We start from the raw sequence: 18052 nt of genomic DNA, 5'->3' as shown, positions 1-18052 counted from the left end.
GAGCCTTAGTATCAGGCCGATTTGCCAGTTATTCATCTCTCAAAACCAAAGTTTGGAGGCTTTATGCTCCAGCGTCGATTTATCGCAGCACAGGGTTTATCTCGCTTAACCCTGTTTAACTTAGTTGCTTTTCAACTGATCTGGTGGCTGGGTGTCCTCTATGGCAATCAGTCTCTCTTGATTATTGTGATCATTTTGTGGGCTCATCTTTTTATTAGTCCACGACAATCGAGAGACGCAAAGTTGTTTTTGATGGGCGCCCTAATAGGGGCGGTCATTGATGGTGCACTTATTCAATCTGGGCTTTTGATATTTACTGAATTTCCTATATGGCTCGGCTTGCTATGGGGCTATCTATTTGTGTGCTTGCCTTACAGTCTTCGATTTTTCAGTACTTTTCCTGTGCTTGCCAAAGCCTTCATCGGAGGCATTTCCGGTGGTGGGAGTTATTACTCCGGTGAGATCTTTGGTGCCGTTCAACTCCAGTCATTGCATCATTCTGACTTGCCGTTTCTATTGAGTGACGTCGCCGCCGTGAGTGATGGTTCTCAACCAAGCGTCATGTTGAGTGTTCTATGCATTGTTTGTATTTGGGCTGTGCTATTTCCGTTGATGTTTGTAATCGAGCAGCGCATCACCAGTAAAGCGCCGAATGCAACTGGGAGGATTAACCATGTCTAAAAGTCAATACTCACTCCTTTACTCGCGACAGCATCAAGGGGTGGGGCAACAGCTTCAGTCAATGACCTTAATGAGCAACAAGTTGAAGTGGAGTCCGCTTTCTTGCCGTCCATTCAAAGCAAATGTAGCGGCCTTCATTTTGGCGATCATTTCGACCGTCGCTTGTTTGCTGTTGAGCTTTCCTGTGAAAAGTGACGATGCAAACAACTTCAATGATATCGCCAGTGAAAATGCCCATTTCAGTGATGCATTCAGTACTTTTGTCGAGGTTGGAAATGGAGAAATGAACTGGTGGTGGCTATCTTTGTATCGAGCTCGACTGCTCACTCCGACAGGTCAATATCAAGATGGCGAAACGCCGTTATTGCTTACAATTGAATATCACCGAAACATTGCATCTGAACATCTCGTTGAAGCCACCCAAGCGCAGTGGCAACACTTAGGTTTCTCGCAGCAATTGATTGAAGCATGGGGTAAACAAATTCACACGCTTTGGCCCGATGTAACAAAACATGATCAATTAAGTTTTCATATATCGGAAACCGGGCAAGGGCGGTTCTATTTCAATCATCGGCCGCTTCAAGGTGATTTTTCCGCAGCATTTAGCCGTGCTTTTGTCAGTATTTGGCTCGCAGAGCAAACCAGTCGACCAGAGCTGAGGGCCCAGTTGCTTGGTCAAAAATGAGAGAAAAGGTGAGGAGTCCAGCATGGGAGATTTGAAATCGAAGAGTTGCGTTGTCAAAACACTAAAGTGGTTTTTCCTCGGTGGGGCTTGCTTTGTTCTGGCTGCTTGTTCTGGCAATCAATTATCAGCATATAAAAACACTACCCCAGAGCTATCTTTGAAAAGATTTTTTGTGGGTGAATTAACGGCAGCTGGTGTGGTTGAAAACTTTAGTGGGCAAGTTATTCGTAAGTTTAATGTCACGATGCAGGCAAATTGGCAAGCGGATGAATTGACGCTCAAAGAGTGGTTTACGTATGACGATGGGGAAAAACAGCTTAGAACTTGGGTCATTCAAGATTTAGGCAATGGCAGGTATTCGGGAACTGCTGGGGATATTTTAGGAGAAGCGACAGGGCAAGCCATGGGGAGCGCTTTGCAATGGCAATATGATATGAATTTAGTTGTCGATGGTTCAGAGTATCAGGTGTCATTCGACGATTGGATGTTCCTAGTGAATGAAAATACCATTATTAATCGTAGTGACATCAATAAGTTTGGTATTAAGGTTGCCAGTGTCTTACTGGTGATACAAAAGCAGCCGAGTCACTCAAGCACAGTATCGATTGAGTGACAGCTGCGTCAAAGGTAAGCAAATCCAAATTTATCTTAGGTAAAATTAAAGGTGTTAACCCGTTTGACGGCTGTTATCGACTTGTTTCTTTTCGTAGTACTCAAAAGGGAACATATTTCGAATATGCTGAATCGTTGATTCTGGTACGTTCGCCGATACATGAAGACGAACGTCACCATTTCTCTCTGCTCTGACGGTACAGGTGAGCTTCTCTTGTTTGGCAATGGCGCGACATTCTCGTTCAAACTTTTGTTGAATTTTTCCTTTATGAGACGTGAGTCGACCTTCCTTAAAGTGCATTTCAAATAATGTCAGTCCTTTCTTAGCACTAAAAATTAACTTATAAACCAAAAACAATCCTGCGACGATAAACAAAGCTTTCAATGCTGTTGTCATAATTGGCTATCCTTCTCTTAAGTTCTGACTCTAAAATACGCCTGCTAAGAGCAAATTTATAGTGGGGTAGCGCACATTTTAATTGGAAAAGTGAAAACTATAAGTAAGCTGTTTAGCCGATAAGTTGCTGTTACAATTACTAACCTCAGCCATATATTGTGTCTATACTGAAGCTTGAATTGGATATATTCACAACAGATTCACCGGTTTTAAGCCCGCGGGTTTTCCTGTCAATAGACTAATGCAAGGGAGTTGCAATTGCAGTTAGCTGATCCTCAATTATTACGTGATAAAGCCTATATTAATGGCCAATGGTGCCTTGCTGACAGTGGAGATACGACGGCAATATATAACCCAGCGGATGCAAGTTTCATTGGTGAAGTGCCCCAGATGGGAGCAAAAGAAACCCATCATGCCATTCTTGTTGCGCAGCAAGCACAAACTTCTTGGGCTAAACAAACGGCAAAATTCCGCAGCGAAATTATGTTGAAATGGTATGCCTTGGTCATTCAGCATCAAAATGATTTAGCGCACATTATTACGCTTGAACAAGGTAAGCCATTAGCTGAATCTCTGGCAGAGATCCTTTATGCCGCTTCTTTTATCCAGTGGTTTGCAGAAGAAGCAAAACGTGTTTATGGCGATACGATTCCAGCGCCGCAAACCGATGTAAGAATTCAGGTATTAAAGCAACCTGTAGGCGTGACTGCTGCGATTACACCTTGGAATTTCCCTGCAGCAATGGTGACGCGCAAACTTGCACCAGCTTTGGCTGCAGGCTGCTCCATGGTGTTAAAACCGGCGCCACAAACCCCATTTACCGCACTGGCATTGGCTGAGCTTGCCCATCGAGCTGGTGTTCCGCCTGGGCTTTTGAATGTTGTTACCGGCGATGCTGAAGCAATTGGGAGAACCTTATGTGATAGTCCAATTGTTAAGAAATTATCGTTTACGGGGTCAACAGCTGTGGGAATTCACCTCATGCAGCAGTGTGCCCCAACGTTGAAAAAACTATCGTTGGAATTAGGGGGCAATGCGCCATTGATAGTGTTTGCGGATGCAAACGTCGAAGAAGCAGTCGCTGGTGCCATGTTGGCCAAATTTAGAAATGCGGGACAAACCTGTATTTGTGCAAACCGAATTTATGTACACGAAAAAGTTTACCAACAGTTTATCACCCAGTTTGCGCAAGCAATGGCTGAACTGAAAGTCGGCTCAGGATTTGACCTCAGCACAAATATAGGCCCGTTAATAAACTCGGCAGCAAAAGCCAAGATGAAGGAGCATCTCGATGATGCCAAAGCTAAGGGGGCTCAAATTATTCAAGGCGGTCGAGATCACACTTTAGGTGGAAATTACTTCGAACCAACTCTGCTTATTGATGCAACGGCCGATATGTTAATTGCGCAGGAAGAAACATTTGCACCCCTTGCACCGATTTTTAAATTTCATCATGAAGATGAAGTCATTGCGGCAGCAAATGCGACTGAGTTTGGGTTGGCGGCCTATCTCTATACTCAAAATATTTCTTTAATGACGCGTGTTACTGAAGCGCTTGAATATGGGATGGTTGGCGTGAATACCGGCGCAATATCGAATGAAGTTGCACCTTTTGGCGGTGTGAAGTCATCGGGGTTAGGACGGGAAGGTTCTAAGTACGGAATGGAAGAGTATCTTGAACTTAAGTATTTGTGCATAAAGGTATAAGTCGTACTTTTTTGTGACTGCAGTCAATATTAACAGTCAAGATTTGTAAATGTTGATGTCTGAACTGGCAGCTTTATTGAGTTGGCATATATTTAATGAAGTCATGATTGAACAGGTTGGCTGAATTGCTCATGTTTTATCTTTATGGATTGAAACTAGATCGCACGGCTCCGTGCAACAGGTCTAGAAAAGGAAGTGTACTATGTTGAATTTGAAAAACATCTCCATTGGCAAAAAGCTACTTATTATGGTGGTTTCTGCGCTTGTTATTCTGGTTGCAGTCAACGTTTATTATCTATTTGCCGAAAGCGAAAGCGTACTTCATGAGCGTAAACAGAAATTACGCTCACAAGTTGAATCGAGCCTGTCAGTTGCACAGCATTATTACGGACAAAGATCCGTACTTGGCGAAGATAAAGCAAAACAACTTGCGATAGAAACAATCCAAGGTATGCGCTATGACAAGGATAATTACTTCTGGATTACGAGCCCGCAGCAAAAAATTGTCATGCATCCAACGAAGCCTTCATTGAATGGTACCGACGCTTCCATGCTTAAAGATGCCAAGGGGAGTTATTTCTGGCGCGAAATGTCAGAAATTGGCAAAACCAAAGGCAATGGCTTTCTAGAGTACTACTGGCTCGCACCGCAAGGCGGAGAGCAACATAAAATGTCGTATGTTGCTTCAATGAATGAGTGGGGCTGGATTATTGGTAGTGGAATTCTAATTTCTGATATTCAGGAGCAGTTTTATCGTGATGCTGCTACTGCGGCATTTATTACGCTAGTTTCTTCGGCGCTATTAATTTTAATGAGCTTCGTTATTGGTCAAAATATTGTAAAGCCCATTGAAGCATTGATTGAGCACGTCCACAAAATTGCAGATGGAGATATGACCGTTCGCATTCAATATGAACGCAACGATGAAGTTGGTGTGATGGCGGCAGAGCTTGACCGTATGTTGGATAAGCTCCATAAGGCTTTGTTGCTGGCCAATGAGTCCGCATCTCGTTCGGCGGATATGGCTAATAATATTGCATCAGCCAGTGAAGAAAGCTCTACCAGTATGCAGTCTCAGCATATCCAACTTGAACAACTTGCAACAGCAATGAATGAGATGACCGCGACCATTACCGACGTTGCGCGTAACGCTGAGCAAGCCGCGGATGCTACCAATGATGTTACTGAGCAAGCACGACATAGCGGTGAAGATATGCAAAAAACCGCTCAAAATATTAATCGTGTGTCGACTCAAGTGGCAACCGCTGATGAATTAGTGGAAGAGCTAAAACAAGGTGTCATTAGTATTAGTGAAGTGGTGAATGTCATTCAGGCGATTTCTGAACAAACCAACCTACTGGCGTTGAATGCAGCAATTGAAGCCGCACGTGCTGGTGAGCAGGGCCGTGGTTTTGCGGTCGTTGCTGATGAAGTTAGGAGCCTTGCAAGCCGCACTCAACATTCGACTGGTGAAATTCAAGTGACTATTGATAAGTTGACCACAAGTGCGATGAGCGCTGCTGAAGCCATGCGTGTGAGTAACAGTAATGTGGTTGAGAGTGTCCAATCAGTGAATGAAACCCAAGAAGAGCTTGAACGAATGCTAGAAGGGCTTAATTTATCGAATGATATGGTGGCGCAAATTGCAGCCGCAGCCGAGCAGCAAGGTGCGGTATCGGATGAAGTGAACTCAAACGTATCGAGTATTAACCTGTCAGCAAATGAAGTGAGCCAAGCCGCAGAGAGTTTAGCTTATCAAAGCCAGTCGCTAGCAGAGTCGGCGCAAGAGTTAAGCGAGCAGTTGCGATACTTTAAAGTTTAATTAGTTTGATCGACTTTATGGCTGCCACACGTATATCGTGTGGCAGTTTTTTTATGGGGATAAATCTTGGCTTTGTCGATGGTGAAGAACGGTGGTTCAGAGCTCGTATTTGAGCTGGTTCCTCATTAAATAAAAATTAGTTTAAATCTCATTGTGAACATCGTGATATCGCGCACTGTTGGTGATGAATGAATCGGTGCATCATCTCTGTTTACAGAGTTGTTGCGCGCAAAATGAGTAAGGGAATGCAGATGGACCACATTCAAGTAAACATTAGCCTAATCGCGTTAAGTCTTCTGAGTATAAGTGCTGCGGCCAATGAAGACCGTCGCCAAATTGAGCCTGAAGGGTACATTTATGGCTTTGGGTTAGGTCTCAATCAAGAAGTTTATAAAGATTATGACCGCCGCATTATTCCATTACCTATCATTGGTTACCGCGGCAAAGATCTGAATGTATTCGGGCCTTTTGTCTCCTACGATATGCTCGATGTTGGAAATTATAGTTTTTCTGTACAGCTAAAGCCGAGATTTCAAGGGTTTGATGAGGACGACAGCGATATATTCGTTGGCATGGGTGACCGAGACTTTTCGATGGACCTTGGGCTTGGGGTTCAATACAAGAAGGATAATTGGCGTGCAGACATCAATTGGTTACACGATGTTTTAGGTAAGTCTAAGGGATATGAGTCAAACGCGAGCTTGAGCTATGTATGGCGCTATAGACAAGTCTTTTTTGAGCCCAGTATTGGCATGCAATATCGTGATAGTCGAATGACGGACTATTATTATGGTGTTCAAGCAGACGAAATAAATTTAGCGATTGATAGACCGCAATATCATGCCGATTCTGTGCTGAACCAGACAGCGAGTGTCAGTGTTGTAACCCCTTTGTGGGGAGGGTTATCTCGTTTTTCGGTTACTCAAACCTGGTATGGGGATGCCATTGCTGATAGCCCGTTAACGGACAGTGACTCTAGTCTTGCGTTTATCGTGACCTATTCAAGGTTTTTTAAATAATCACAGTCGTAATAACCAAAGTCTCAACAATCAAAGTCGAACTAAACAATGTTGCGCATAAAAAATGCCACACCGCTAACTAAAATTTAGCTGGGTGTGGCATTTTTATATCTCGAGTCATTTAGCAATCGTCCCATGAAAGCCGGTGCGTGATGTATACCGACTTTGTGGACACAGGACGTGCTACTCGATCAATGCGCTCTACGACATTTAGTTCGCTAAGTCGATTTGGTAGACGGCAAAACCAAGTGCATCTGGCTCTGGCAGTTTAGTCAGAGTGCGCTTCATGTTGTCAGTAATGAATGTATCTGCAACGTCTGTATTTGCGGTTTCAAAACGAACATCAAGTGCGACCGTCGTATCAATCGTTTTGAAATCCCAGTTAGCATCAGCTTCAGGGTTGACTGCACTATCATAACCGCCTGCATCATTCGGCTCAGACTCGCTTGTAATATACTGCGCTAATGCTTCACGGTTAGTATCCGGAAGTTCAAGTACTACGTAATCTGAACCGGTTCCCGCAAACTTGCCGCCAAATGCACGATAGTTGTTTGAAGCAATAATAAACTCTTTGCTCGCAAGCTCTGCGCCCGTAAACATATTGCCTTCACCATCGGTAAAAGTAAGGTCAACAATACGCTGTGCATCAGCATTTGCAACGGCACAATCACCATCAAACTTGTTCGGCTGCGTGACGTCTACTTTATAAGTTACACCATCAATAACATCGAAGTTATATGTACGATGAGTGTCCCAATTCACCAAGTATTGAGGTTCTGTCGAACTTGGGTCGATCTGATTGAACATATTCGCGCTACACTCAAGCCAATCCGCCACTTCAGCACCGGTAACTTTTAATGCGACAACCGTATTTGGGTACAAGTACAAATCAGCTGCGTTCTTAAACGTTAGCGGTCCTTGAGGTACTTGAACATAGGAGCTTGCATCATCAGCCGTCGAATGGCGTCCGCCGGCTTTGAATGGTGCAGAAGCTGAAAGAACGGGGAGATCGGCAAGTTCTGGAGGCAGCTTGGCTGAAACATATTCGATTTGCGCATCAGAAACAATTTGCACGCTTGGGTCATCTTGAACGAGCGTCAAGAAGCTATACATGTCAGCAGATGCAACACCAATGGGTTGGTTGACAAACTCTTTGGTTGCTTCATGCTCCATAGCCACGGCATCAACAACACCTTGGTGGCGTTCGGCCAGCGAGCCGTCAGCTTTTGTATAAATTGGACGGGCTTCAGCTTGACGGTCAATAACAACCCACTTGTCATCTTGCATCTCAAGCGTTAAATCAATCAAACCTAGGTTGTCACCCCAGCGGCCTGGCATTACTGCGGCAACGCCATTGAGTGTTCCTTTCTCAATATCAGCATTGCTGACATCTGCAAACAGGGCACTCGGGAACACTGAGTGACTGTGACCGAACATGATGGCATCAATCCCTTCAACGGTACTCAGAGTATGGGTGGCATTTTCAGCCATGGCATCAGCTGGTGCTGTGTGTGAGCCCACACCAGAATGGGGGATTGCAACAATGACATCAGCACCTTCAGCTTTCATCATCGGTACGAATTTTTCTGCAGTTTTTACGATGTCAGCAACGATCACTCGATCAGTCAGGTTTTGTTTATCCCACAATAAGATTTGTGGCGGTACGAAGCCGATGTAACCAATTTTGACAACTTGTTGGTCACCATTGCTATCAATCACGGTTTTTTCTTCAATGATATAAGGTGTAAATAAGTTTTCACCCGCTGTTTTGCCATCCCAGCAGTCAGCTTGGCACAATACGTTGGCATTGATGTATGGGAAGTTTGCACCTGCAAGTGCATTTTCAAGATAATCTAAACCGTAGTTAAATTCGTGGTTACCGATGTTACCCACTGAATAGCCAAGCGTATTCATTGCTTTATAAACCGGGTGAACGTCACCCATGACGAGACCTTTGTCAGCCATATAGTCGCCCATTGGGCTACCTTGAATTAAGTCACCGTTATCAACAAGAACAAAGTTACTAACTTCAGCGCCTGCGGCTTCAATTAAGCTTGCTGTACGAACGAGGCCTATTTTTTCAGTGGCTGCAGTTTCATCAGGCTTGTAGTAATCATAATCCATGATATTGGCATGAAGATCACTGGTCTCTAATAAACGTAGCTCAACTTGAACTGGATCGGTTTGCTTATCATCATCGCTATCACAAGCACTCAGGCCGAGTGACATAGCAATTGCGACTGCAATCGCTGTTTTATTGGTCATGTTATTGTGCATAGTTCCTTTAACCCCGTTATTGATTCGGTGACCTTCGGTGAGATCATCTCGAACTTTTAGTATGTCGTGCGGCAGTATAGAGCAAGAAATATGACAAAATTAAGACCTTGATCTCCTTTTGTTGCCGTAGCCTGTGATCTTGACGCGCAAAGAGGACTGTGTGAGTGAATATATGATTTTTATATATGAATATTCGTCTTTGTGGTTGTTCTTAAACACGAATGTAGTCAAGGCAGGATTGTTGCAAATGTGTTGAGAAGCAGTTGCGGTATGGTTGCTTTTGTTTTTTGGATCGAACGTTAAATGTTCAAATTTATTTGGCTGTGAATAAATATTCATCAGGCTCTTTTCACAATTATTTTTTGTTTATTTGGTGTGTTTGCTGGTTATTTGAGCAGTACGCTGTGCGGTTAATGGTGAAAAAAACGTAAAAAGTTAATGAAATCGCTCGATTTGGCGCTCATTTGTGCTTGTGAATCGCTACTGCTTATTTGCAGTGCGGCGGATTTGTACTTCCAAGAAATGCTTTGGCCTAGCGTTAAATCTCGGTAACGAAATGTATATTAGCTGCACTTAAAATCAAACAGCCACACGCTAAAAAGGGGGGGGCTGTTTTGTCATTTTGAGGCTTGCTTAGTTTTCTGTTTTTAAACCCATAAAGTGATCGTACAGCACTTCATCCATGGACTGCTCAAAAATAAGCATTGCGTAAGAATCTTGATTGATTTGAATTTTTGATTCTAACTCTACTTCGATGATGAAGTTTTCATCCCATAGATAGTAATCTGCATCAATGAAAATACTTGGCACATTTTCATCACTATTAACGATTTCAATCGCTTTTTGTCCATTTGGCGTATCTACAAGCTGCCAACGATATGTATCTTGCTCTGAAATTGTGAATTCATTGCCATCGACACTGAAATCATCTGCTTCAAAATCATAGTTGAAGAAGGTTTTCACGATTAAATGTGTATCTAAATTGTCTGGGCTTGCTACAGGATGATCCCAAGTGAACTGATCATTTTCGTTCGAAGGACGACAAATGACATCATCTTCCATTTCAACATTGAGTCGATACATAGTACGAGGCCAAGTTATATCTGCCAGTTTAAATGCGCTATTGGTCGCGCCAATGAGAGATTGCCAGGCATCTGTCTGTGTATCAAGCTTTGTCACTTGCATATAAATCTCAGTGGAGGTGCCTTCATACACAGTGGTTAGAGTATTGCCGGAGTAGCTCGGTTCAACGGCTTCGGCATCTTCAGAAGAGACCCATTGTGCTTTGTCAACGTTCCAACATGACATTGGAATGATCCCCTCATCGACATCGGGACTCGTTTCTATAATGGTCACCATGTCATTAATTTCAAACCCAACAATGCTTTCATCAATGGCGCCATAGTTTAAGTACACAATATCATTTGGATTCAATGTAAAAGACAGAGCATGGTTGCCAGATTCTGAAGATAGAATCCCTTCATTGATTACCTGCCAATCAGTCGCAGTCATTAAGGATTCATCGATAGGTTGCTCTTTATAACCAAGCGCGATGACTTGTTGTTCAACTACCGTGGTTAAGGCCGCTGGGGCTGAAGCTAAATACTCAGAAGCGGATTGGCCACTTTGTTCAATGAGCATATTGATTTGAGAAAGCGTGGCTGCCAAAACTCGCTCTACGGCGACAACCGCTTCAAGTGTCGACATCGGTTCTTCTATAGCATCAACTTGCGCCGCTAAATACTGATGAACCTGATAAGTTTGGATGAACTGCTCAGAAGATGCTGTAGCAGCATCAAGACGTATTGGGTTCTCGCCAGTCAGCCCGTAGGTTTCGACAAGTAAGCGTTTAAACTCGGCCATGGCAACGATGCGCTGCGCTTCAGACAAATCGTCGTCTTCAGCTAAGCGTTGGTAAGCTTGTACCTGCATGTCAGTCAGGTTGTTAATGAAGCCATTGTTTTCTTGCAAGCTTTGTAGTGTCACTGAGCCATCTGGGTTATTGATGCGTCTTGGCTGCCACTTACTTGTTGATTGGGGCGCTACGGGCACCCAAGTCGCGAGGAGATTAAATGCTGGAGACTCAGTTTCACTCTCCCAATCAATTTGAAACCCACCGTCTTGATCCGTTGTTGACGTTGGCTCACTATCATCGCAGGTAAGGTTCATATTGAGGTCAATACAGGCTTCAGCGCCGGCAACAACACCTAAGTCGACAACAGTACCAATAACTTGATGTGAAAAGCCGGTTTCTACAGGGAGTTGATCGTCTACCTCTGGTGTTGAGGAGTCTGAGCCGCCACAAGCGGTTAGTAAAATCGTCGAGATAATCAGTGAAATTTGGGTGAGTTTTGGCATTATGTTTCCTTACATAACCAATAAAATGTGTAGAGCTTAGAAATTATTAGGCAGCAATTAGATAGAAAAATCCAATCTATAAGCATTTGCCACTTGGCGTATTATCCATAGGTCAGAACATTCGTATGTACTACTTAAGGTTGAAAACAACCTTGTATATCATATGGATATCGCATTATGAGAGGTGGGGGTGTAATGCCAAGCAATAGCAACTCTTTCAGATGTTTCGCATTTAGATACCCGCGATAAAATACCAAGTTGTCATCATTTCAACCTAGTCCTGTTCATAAAAATTCAAGCTGATTAGTCAGTGAGAACACTCCTGTTTTGATTTGAGTAAATAAGTGCAATTCAATGAAAGAGACAATTGCCAAGCAATGGATTTAGATGTCGTAGGTACAAATACATCGAGGCATTAAGTGCTACTTGTTTTGGTCGGATTTCCAGTCAATAGCTAACTGCGATGTGTATGCTTTCATTTGTTAAAAAATGTAAATGATATTTAATATCAATTGCTTATCGTGGTTCGTGTAAAGATGATAGGATGAAAAAACACGCATGCGCGTTTTGACCAATAGTGTATTGAGACTGAAAGCAACTTTAATCTTAAATACAAGGTTTCACTGTGCGCGTTTTCGCTGGTCGAATGAGCAAACCAAAACCGCCGGCAAGCTGACTTGGCTCGTTGCGCTCGCGTTTGTTTGCGGCGTCATGAGTCAGTCTTAATTAGAATAGGGAGCATTCGATAAATATAGAAAAATGGGAAAAAACTCGAATACAAGGAAAGTCACACTTTATTTAGGTTAAAGGCTATTTGTCTTGGGCAGTTATAACGGCAGCGTTGTGGTCAATAATGATGCATGAATAGCTTTTGATTTCATCGGGGGATTACCAGATTCTTTAGGTTTGGCTACTACAGCTGCAATGCCTGTTACTTTCGTAACTCGCTCATACGTAACAGTGCAATATAGGATTAAGCTACTGTTACTGCTAAAAAATAAACAAGCATATAAAAATTAATTTAGTAATACCTTTTAACATCAGTTCGATCAACTACGCTATAAGAGACAATGAAAATAGCAAATAGTGTAGAGAAATATGAAGAGTATACTGAGAGTTCGTGTTTTTGTGGTCTCTATGTTAATTACCCTAATACTAGTTTCCATTTTTTTTACTGAGTACCAACAGTTCCGACACGATGTAAACTCTAAAAACCAAATAAAAAGTTCCGTTCAGCGCGAATTGATTGTAATACGTTCAATACTAGAAGCTGATGTGTACTTAGATACTTTCTATGCCAACAATCTAGCGACAATTATTAGCCTCAGCCCTGAAATATCTGAAAGTCAACTGCGACACTTAGCACAAAAAACATACAGAAAATCGAAGCACTTAAAGAATATTGCTATTGCTCCAAATGATATTATTGAATTTATTTATCCTGTAGAAGGTAATAAAGCAGCACTTGGGCTGGACTACAGAACAGTTCCTGAGCAGTGGGAAACAGTAACCAAGGCCCGTAATCAGCAATCTATTTTTATTGCTGGTCCGTTAGAGCTTGTTCAAGGTGGTGCTGGCCTAATTGCTCGGGCTCCTATTTTCAAAGATCCTCCAAATAATCGTGATTATTGGGGAGTTTGTAGTGTCGTGCTTGATCTCAAGAGCTTATTCAAGGATGCGGGAATATATGAAACCAGCAAGAGATATAATCTTGCAATAAGAGGAAAAGACGGTAAAGGGGCCTTAGGTGATGTATTCTTTGGAGACCCAGCTGTTTTTGACTCCAATTATGTTCAAGAAAAAGCAGTATTGCCTTCAGGTGTATGGGAGATTGCAATATCTCCACCTTTGCTTCATGAGGCATTTCCCTTCTATCAAAACTATATATCGAGGCTAATTGGCTATCCTCTAGTGCTTTTGGTAATTCTTATTTTTGCTTGCATTTATTACTTATACTATAAAGCTTATGGGCACTCTATGCGCGATGCATTAACACTCTTGCCAAATAGGCGATACTTCTTATATGCGCTACAGCAGATGATAAGTACTAGCCGAAAAAAAGGCAGTAGTTTTGTGCTCTTGAATATCGACGTAGACGATTTTAAATCGGTTAACGATACATATGGACATGTAATTGGGGATAAGCTTTTGATTGAGATAGCTTTAAGGTTGAAAGCTGCCGTTAGGTCTTCTGATATTATTGCACGAACTGGTGGTGATGAATATCTAGTCATTATCCCGCGAATGGTTCATGAAGAAGATCTGCAAAGAGTGATAGCTACAATAAAAAAATCGATTAATGAAAAGCCTGCGGAGTTCGGTTATATAAAAATACATACTTCAGTAAGTATTGGTTATGCGATCTATATGGATGAAGAAATGACTGCAGCTGAATTGATGACAGCAGCAGATCTGTCAATGTATGAGGATAAGAAATCTAAATTGGCTCGAAACGGTTCGTTATGATTGATCAGACTTGTAGCTAATTCCAGCCAGTTACCGGATATGGACCGGAGTCGAGACGATAAATTCCAGATATGAAAAAGCCGCTTAGATTCCTCTAAGCGGCTTATCAATAATATGGTGGCCCCTCACAGACTTGAACTGTGGACCTGACGATTATGAGTCGTATGCTCTAACCAACTGAGCTAAGGGGCCGACTTAAGCTAGTCGTCACTAACAAAAGCGGGGCAAGTATACGAAGTTTCATTCCGCTTGTCACCTGTGTTTTTGCAAGATTTCTTCCGAAATGATTCAACTGGTTATCTGTTAATCAGCGTGATTTCAGCATGATTTCAGCTTGATTCTACTTTGCGCAAGTTTTTGGCGTAAGTTCTGCCTGGATCACTGAGTATTATTCATCTCCAGTTTTTACCTAATTTAGCAAAGTGTGCAGTGCCTACACGTTGTTCATGGTGATTTGTGAGCTGCTTTGCAAAATGGATTCCAAATGAGAATATTCCTCAATTGCGATATGTTTTTTGGGCTTTGGTCTGAATGATAATGCTCCTCACTTACGTGGTGATCGTGATCAACTTTTTATTATTTGCGTAGGGTGGATGTGTGATGGGTGCGTGCTGCATGCGTGGTTTGTGATCTTGTTCGCTTGGTGCGCCTGCTTGGTGTGCGCTATCTGTCACGAATGCTGGCTGAATTTCGAGCTGTTTTCCACTTCAAGACAAAGCTCAAGAGTGAGAGCGGATTCTGCATTCTAACTCTGTTAAAAAGGTGGTTACAGATGTTGCTGCGTCAGACAGTAAACCCATGTACTGCCCCATAATAAATGTGTTCTGAATAGCGAGAATTGTTATGGATGCAAATTGTCAAATAAACGAGAACAAATGGAGATACATTCACTAACCATCTTGAAGTCAGCAAAAAATAAAACAAGTAATGGCGTGTTTGTAGCTAAATCGTGGTTCCTAGCAAGTTGGCATTTGCAGAGTCTCAGTAGATAAAACATGGTATGTGCCTGACCTAGAAGCTCATCTTGTTGCAACCGAATGTGAGTTCGGCATTGCAAAACAGAGGCGGAGTCCATAGGGCTCTGTACACTACTTAGATGACATGAATGGGGATAGACATGTTACAAGCTAATTTGACAGTACTAGCAGATAAGTTGGGCCAACTTCTTGAGCCTTCCCGGGTTTATACTGATTACCTACGCCGCGTTGCGTGGGGCACAGATGCATCCTTTTACCAAAAACGCCCGCAAATTGTAATCCATCCAAAAAATGAATCTGAAGCATCAAAAGCTTTGGCACAGTGTTATCAAAATAATACACCCGTTACATTCCGCGCTGCAGGTACTGCACTTTGTGGTCAGGCAATTTCTGACTCGGTATTGATGGTCGCGGGCATGCACTGGGACAAGTTTAAAGTTCTAGATGATGGTAAAAAAGTTCAAATGCAGCCAGGTGTGATTGGTTCGAAGCTGAACCAAGCATTGGCACCATTAGGCTGGAAGTTTGGTCCGGACCCAGCAACCATTGCTTCTGCAATGGCTGGTGGTATCGTCTCGAATAACGCCTCTGGAATGAACTGTGGTACTCACCATAACTCTTACCAGTTAATTGACTCTGCAAGAATTGTATTTGCTGATGGCTCTATTTTAGACACGGGCAGCAAGCAAAGCCGCGAAGCCTTTAAAAAGCATCATCCTGAGATGATTCAAGGAATTGAAGCCATTCGTGATGAAATTATGGCTGATGAAAAGCTAGTGGAGCGTATTAAGCGTAAGTATTCGATTAAGAACGTCACCGGTTTTGGTATGAATTCGTTCGTAGATCATCATGATCCGATCGATATTATTTTACACCTCATGGTTGGCTCTGAAGGCGCACTCGGCTTCTTGTCAGAAATCACCATGAACAGCGTTGTGAAAAACAGCCACTCGGCATCGTCAATGGTTTATTTTGACTCATTGCGTGGTGCGTGTGAGGCGATTGTTGAGCTGCGTCGTGATGCATTCAGCGAAACCAATGCTGCGGAGCTTTTAGATAACTTCGCTCTGAAAGCGGTTGCTGCATCGAAATACGAAACACCTGATTTCTTGAATGAAGTTCATAAAGATGTCACCGCAGTACTGTTTGAGACCTTCGGTGATAGCCAAGAGCAGATTGATGCGAACGTTGCCAAAATGTCTAAGATTATGGGCAAACATGGTCTGTATCGTGACGTAGAATTTACTCAAGACCCAGCTGAAATCGCAAATCTATGGACAATTCGTAAAGCGATTTTCCCACTTGCCGGCTCGATGCGACCTGTGGGTACATCATGTGTGATTGAGGATATCGCCTTCCCAATCGAAGTCTTGCCCCAAGCAACGATTGACCTACAAAACCTATCATTTGAGCATGGTTACGATGATGCGGTGATTTATGGTCACGCGTTAGAAGGTAACTACCATGTTATCTTTGCTCAAGATTTCTCGACTCAAGCAGAAGTGGATCGTTTTGATGGCTTTATGCAAGCGGTTGTTGAGCTTGTTGCCGTGAAGTATGACGGCTCGCTTAAAGCGGAGCACGGTACTGGCTTTGGTATGGCATCGTTTGTTGAGAAAGAGTGGGGCTCTGAAGTTTATGACCTCATGAAGCGTGTGAAGACGACGCTTGATCCAAATGGCATTTTGAACCCTGGCGTTATTATTAACGATGACCCGATGTGTCATGCCAAGGGCTTCAAACCAATGCCGGCCATTCATGACATCGTAGATAAGTGTATTGAATGTGGATTCTGTGAGCCGCACTGTGTTGCCCACGGTTTAACGCTTTCTCCTCGTCAACGCACCGCGGTTGCGCGTGTGATGAATACGCTGGAACGCACAGGGCAAGAGCCTGAAGTGCTCGCTGAATTGAAGAAGAACTACCCTTACTTTGCTATCGACACCTGTGCTGCTGACGGCTTATGTAAGCTAGGTTGTCCAATGGGTATTGATACCGGTAAGTACGTGAAAGTCCTACGTGCTGAAGGCGCAACTAAAACCGACCGTAAGATATCTGACTTTACGTCGAATAACTTCGGAACACTTGAGTCTGTCGCTCGTTTTGCTCTTGGTGCGACTGACATTACACGCAAAGTGATCGGTGAGAATGGTATGGGGGCGGTTACTAAGATTGTACGTAAGATTGCCCCAAGTATGCCTGTACCTTTGTGGACTGAAGGGATGCCAACTCGAGGTAAAGCGTTACCAACGGGTGTGCGTCACGGAGAGATGAAAGCGGTTTACTTCCCTGCTTGTCTGAACCGTATGATGGGAACTAGTGCGAAGAACGACGATCAACGCTCTATGCCAGAAACCATCGCCAGCCTATTTGATAAAGCAAATATTGAGATGGTCTCCGGTGAGAAGCCACAAGGTTTATGTTGTGGTCAGCCTTGGGAATCTTATGGTCATGACGAAGCGGCAGACCGCAAGTCAGATGAGCTATCAAACTGGTTGCTGCAAGTCTCTAACAACGGTCAATATCCTATCTTGGTGGCGACTACGGCTTGTTTAGAACGTATGCGCCGAGCATGTGATGATCGCCTGCAAATGTATGGCCCTGAAGAGTTTGCGTTTGAGTTCCTCGTTGATCGCCTACAGGTGAACAAGGTTGTTGAAAAGATTGCGGTTCATCCAACTTGTACCACTCACAAACTAGGAATGGCAGGTAAATTAACTGAACTGGCTAAAGCATGTGCTACGGAAGTGGTTGTGCCACAGAAAGTTGGTTGCTGTGGTATGGCAGGTAACCGTGGTATGAACTACCCAGAGTTAAATGCGCATGCATTACGTCACCTGAAGGAAGAGACAAAGGATCAGGGTTGTACCCATGGTTACTCTGTTTCAGCGACCTGTGATGTGGGATTGACCACACATTCAGGTATTCCTTACAAGAACATTCTAGCTCTGCTAGATAAAGCTTCGACAAAAAAGCAGCACTAAAAACGCTCGCTTAATCTCGACTTGCCCATGCTCACGCATGGGCTTTTTTTCGCCTGCGGTTTGGGTT

General features: G+C 43.2%; 11 protein-coding genes and 1 tRNA gene. 8 read left to right on the top strand and 4 right to left on the bottom strand.

Translation table 11 applies throughout. The features are described 5' to 3' along the window. The first annotated feature begins 63 nt into the window (after window positions 1-63). The 3 genes from IEY18_RS01950 to IEY18_RS01940 are packed head-to-tail and all read left to right on the top strand — an operon-like array spanning window position 64 to window position 1979. Entirely contained in the window at window positions 64-681 is a 618-nt protein-coding gene (locus IEY18_RS01950) for a DUF2878 domain-containing protein (protein ID WP_188917255.1), read from the top strand. Then, window positions 674-1366, top strand: a complete 693-nt coding sequence (locus tag IEY18_RS01945; RefSeq protein WP_188917253.1) for a chalcone isomerase family protein — start codon at window positions 674-676, stop codon at window positions 1364-1366. The genes IEY18_RS01950 and IEY18_RS01945 overlap by 8 nt, the downstream gene beginning before the upstream one ends. A gap of 22 nt (window positions 1367-1388) precedes the next feature. Beyond that, window positions 1389-1979 carry a DUF3833 domain-containing protein gene (locus tag IEY18_RS01940; protein ID WP_188917251.1) on the top strand — a complete coding sequence of 197 codons (591 nt, stop codon included), beginning with the start codon at window positions 1389-1391 and terminating at the stop codon, window positions 1977-1979. Between the two features lie 54 nt (window positions 1980-2033). Here the strand turns inward: IEY18_RS01940 and IEY18_RS01935 are convergent, their stop codons facing one another. Continuing rightward, window positions 2034-2375, bottom strand: coding sequence for a DUF3634 family protein (locus tag IEY18_RS01935; protein WP_188917250.1), 342 nt, complete (start codon window positions 2373-2375; stop codon window positions 2034-2036). Window positions 2376-2633: 258 nt separating this feature from the next. On the opposite strand from IEY18_RS01935, the gene IEY18_RS01930 reads away from it, so the two are divergent. From IEY18_RS01930 to IEY18_RS01920, 3 genes are all read left to right on the top strand, one after another. Beyond that, complete coding sequence (locus IEY18_RS01930) at window positions 2634-4082, top strand: NAD-dependent succinate-semialdehyde dehydrogenase (protein ID WP_188917248.1); 1449 nt, start codon at window positions 2634-2636, stop codon at window positions 4080-4082. Between the two features lie 202 nt (window positions 4083-4284). Then, a complete protein-coding gene (locus tag IEY18_RS01925; protein ID WP_229779693.1) occupies window positions 4285-5904 on the top strand; it encodes a methyl-accepting chemotaxis protein in 1620 nt (539 codons plus the stop codon). Between the two features lie 251 nt (window positions 5905-6155). Beyond that, window positions 6156-6923, top strand: a complete 768-nt coding sequence (locus tag IEY18_RS01920) for a MipA/OmpV family protein (RefSeq protein ID WP_188917246.1) — start codon at window positions 6156-6158, stop codon at window positions 6921-6923. A gap of 210 nt (window positions 6924-7133) precedes the next feature. Here IEY18_RS01920 and IEY18_RS01915 read toward each other — a convergent pair whose 3' ends face one another. Both IEY18_RS01915 and IEY18_RS01910 read right to left on the bottom strand, forming a co-directional pair. Further along, window positions 7134-9188, bottom strand: a complete 2055-nt coding sequence (locus IEY18_RS01915) for a bifunctional 2',3'-cyclic-nucleotide 2'-phosphodiesterase/3'-nucleotidase (protein ID WP_188917244.1) — start codon at window positions 9186-9188, stop codon at window positions 7134-7136. Between the two features lie 645 nt (window positions 9189-9833). Continuing rightward, window positions 9834-11558 carry a hypothetical protein gene (locus tag IEY18_RS01910; protein ID WP_188917242.1) on the bottom strand — a complete coding sequence of 575 codons (1725 nt, stop codon included), beginning with the start codon at window positions 11556-11558 and terminating at the stop codon, window positions 9834-9836. A 1275-nt stretch (window positions 11559-12833) separates the two neighbouring features. On the opposite strand from IEY18_RS01910, the gene IEY18_RS01905 reads away from it, so the two are divergent. Beyond that, a complete protein-coding gene (locus tag IEY18_RS01905; RefSeq protein ID WP_188917241.1) occupies window positions 12834-14024 on the top strand; it encodes a diguanylate cyclase in 1191 nt (396 codons plus the stop codon). A gap of 115 nt (window positions 14025-14139) precedes the next feature. Here IEY18_RS01905 and IEY18_RS01900 read toward each other — a convergent pair. Beyond that, window positions 14140-14216: transfer RNA gene (locus IEY18_RS01900), tRNA-Ile, on the bottom strand. 925 nt (window positions 14217-15141) lie between these two features. Between IEY18_RS01900 and IEY18_RS01895 the strand changes: the two genes are divergently transcribed. Continuing rightward, the gene (locus IEY18_RS01895) at window positions 15142-17985 is read left to right on the top strand and encodes an FAD-binding and (Fe-S)-binding domain-containing protein (RefSeq protein ID WP_188917240.1); all 2844 of its coding nucleotides are present in this window, start codon (window positions 15142-15144) and stop codon (window positions 17983-17985) included. The last annotated feature ends 67 nt before the right edge of the window (window positions 17986-18052 follow it).

It is taken from the genome of Shewanella gelidii (genome assembly GCF_014647855.1).
GTDB classification, from domain to species: domain Bacteria; phylum Pseudomonadota; class Gammaproteobacteria; order Enterobacterales; family Shewanellaceae; genus Shewanella; species Shewanella gelidii.
The sequence above is the reverse complement of the archived record's forward strand: the minus strand, read 5'-3'. Positions and strand labels throughout refer to the sequence as shown.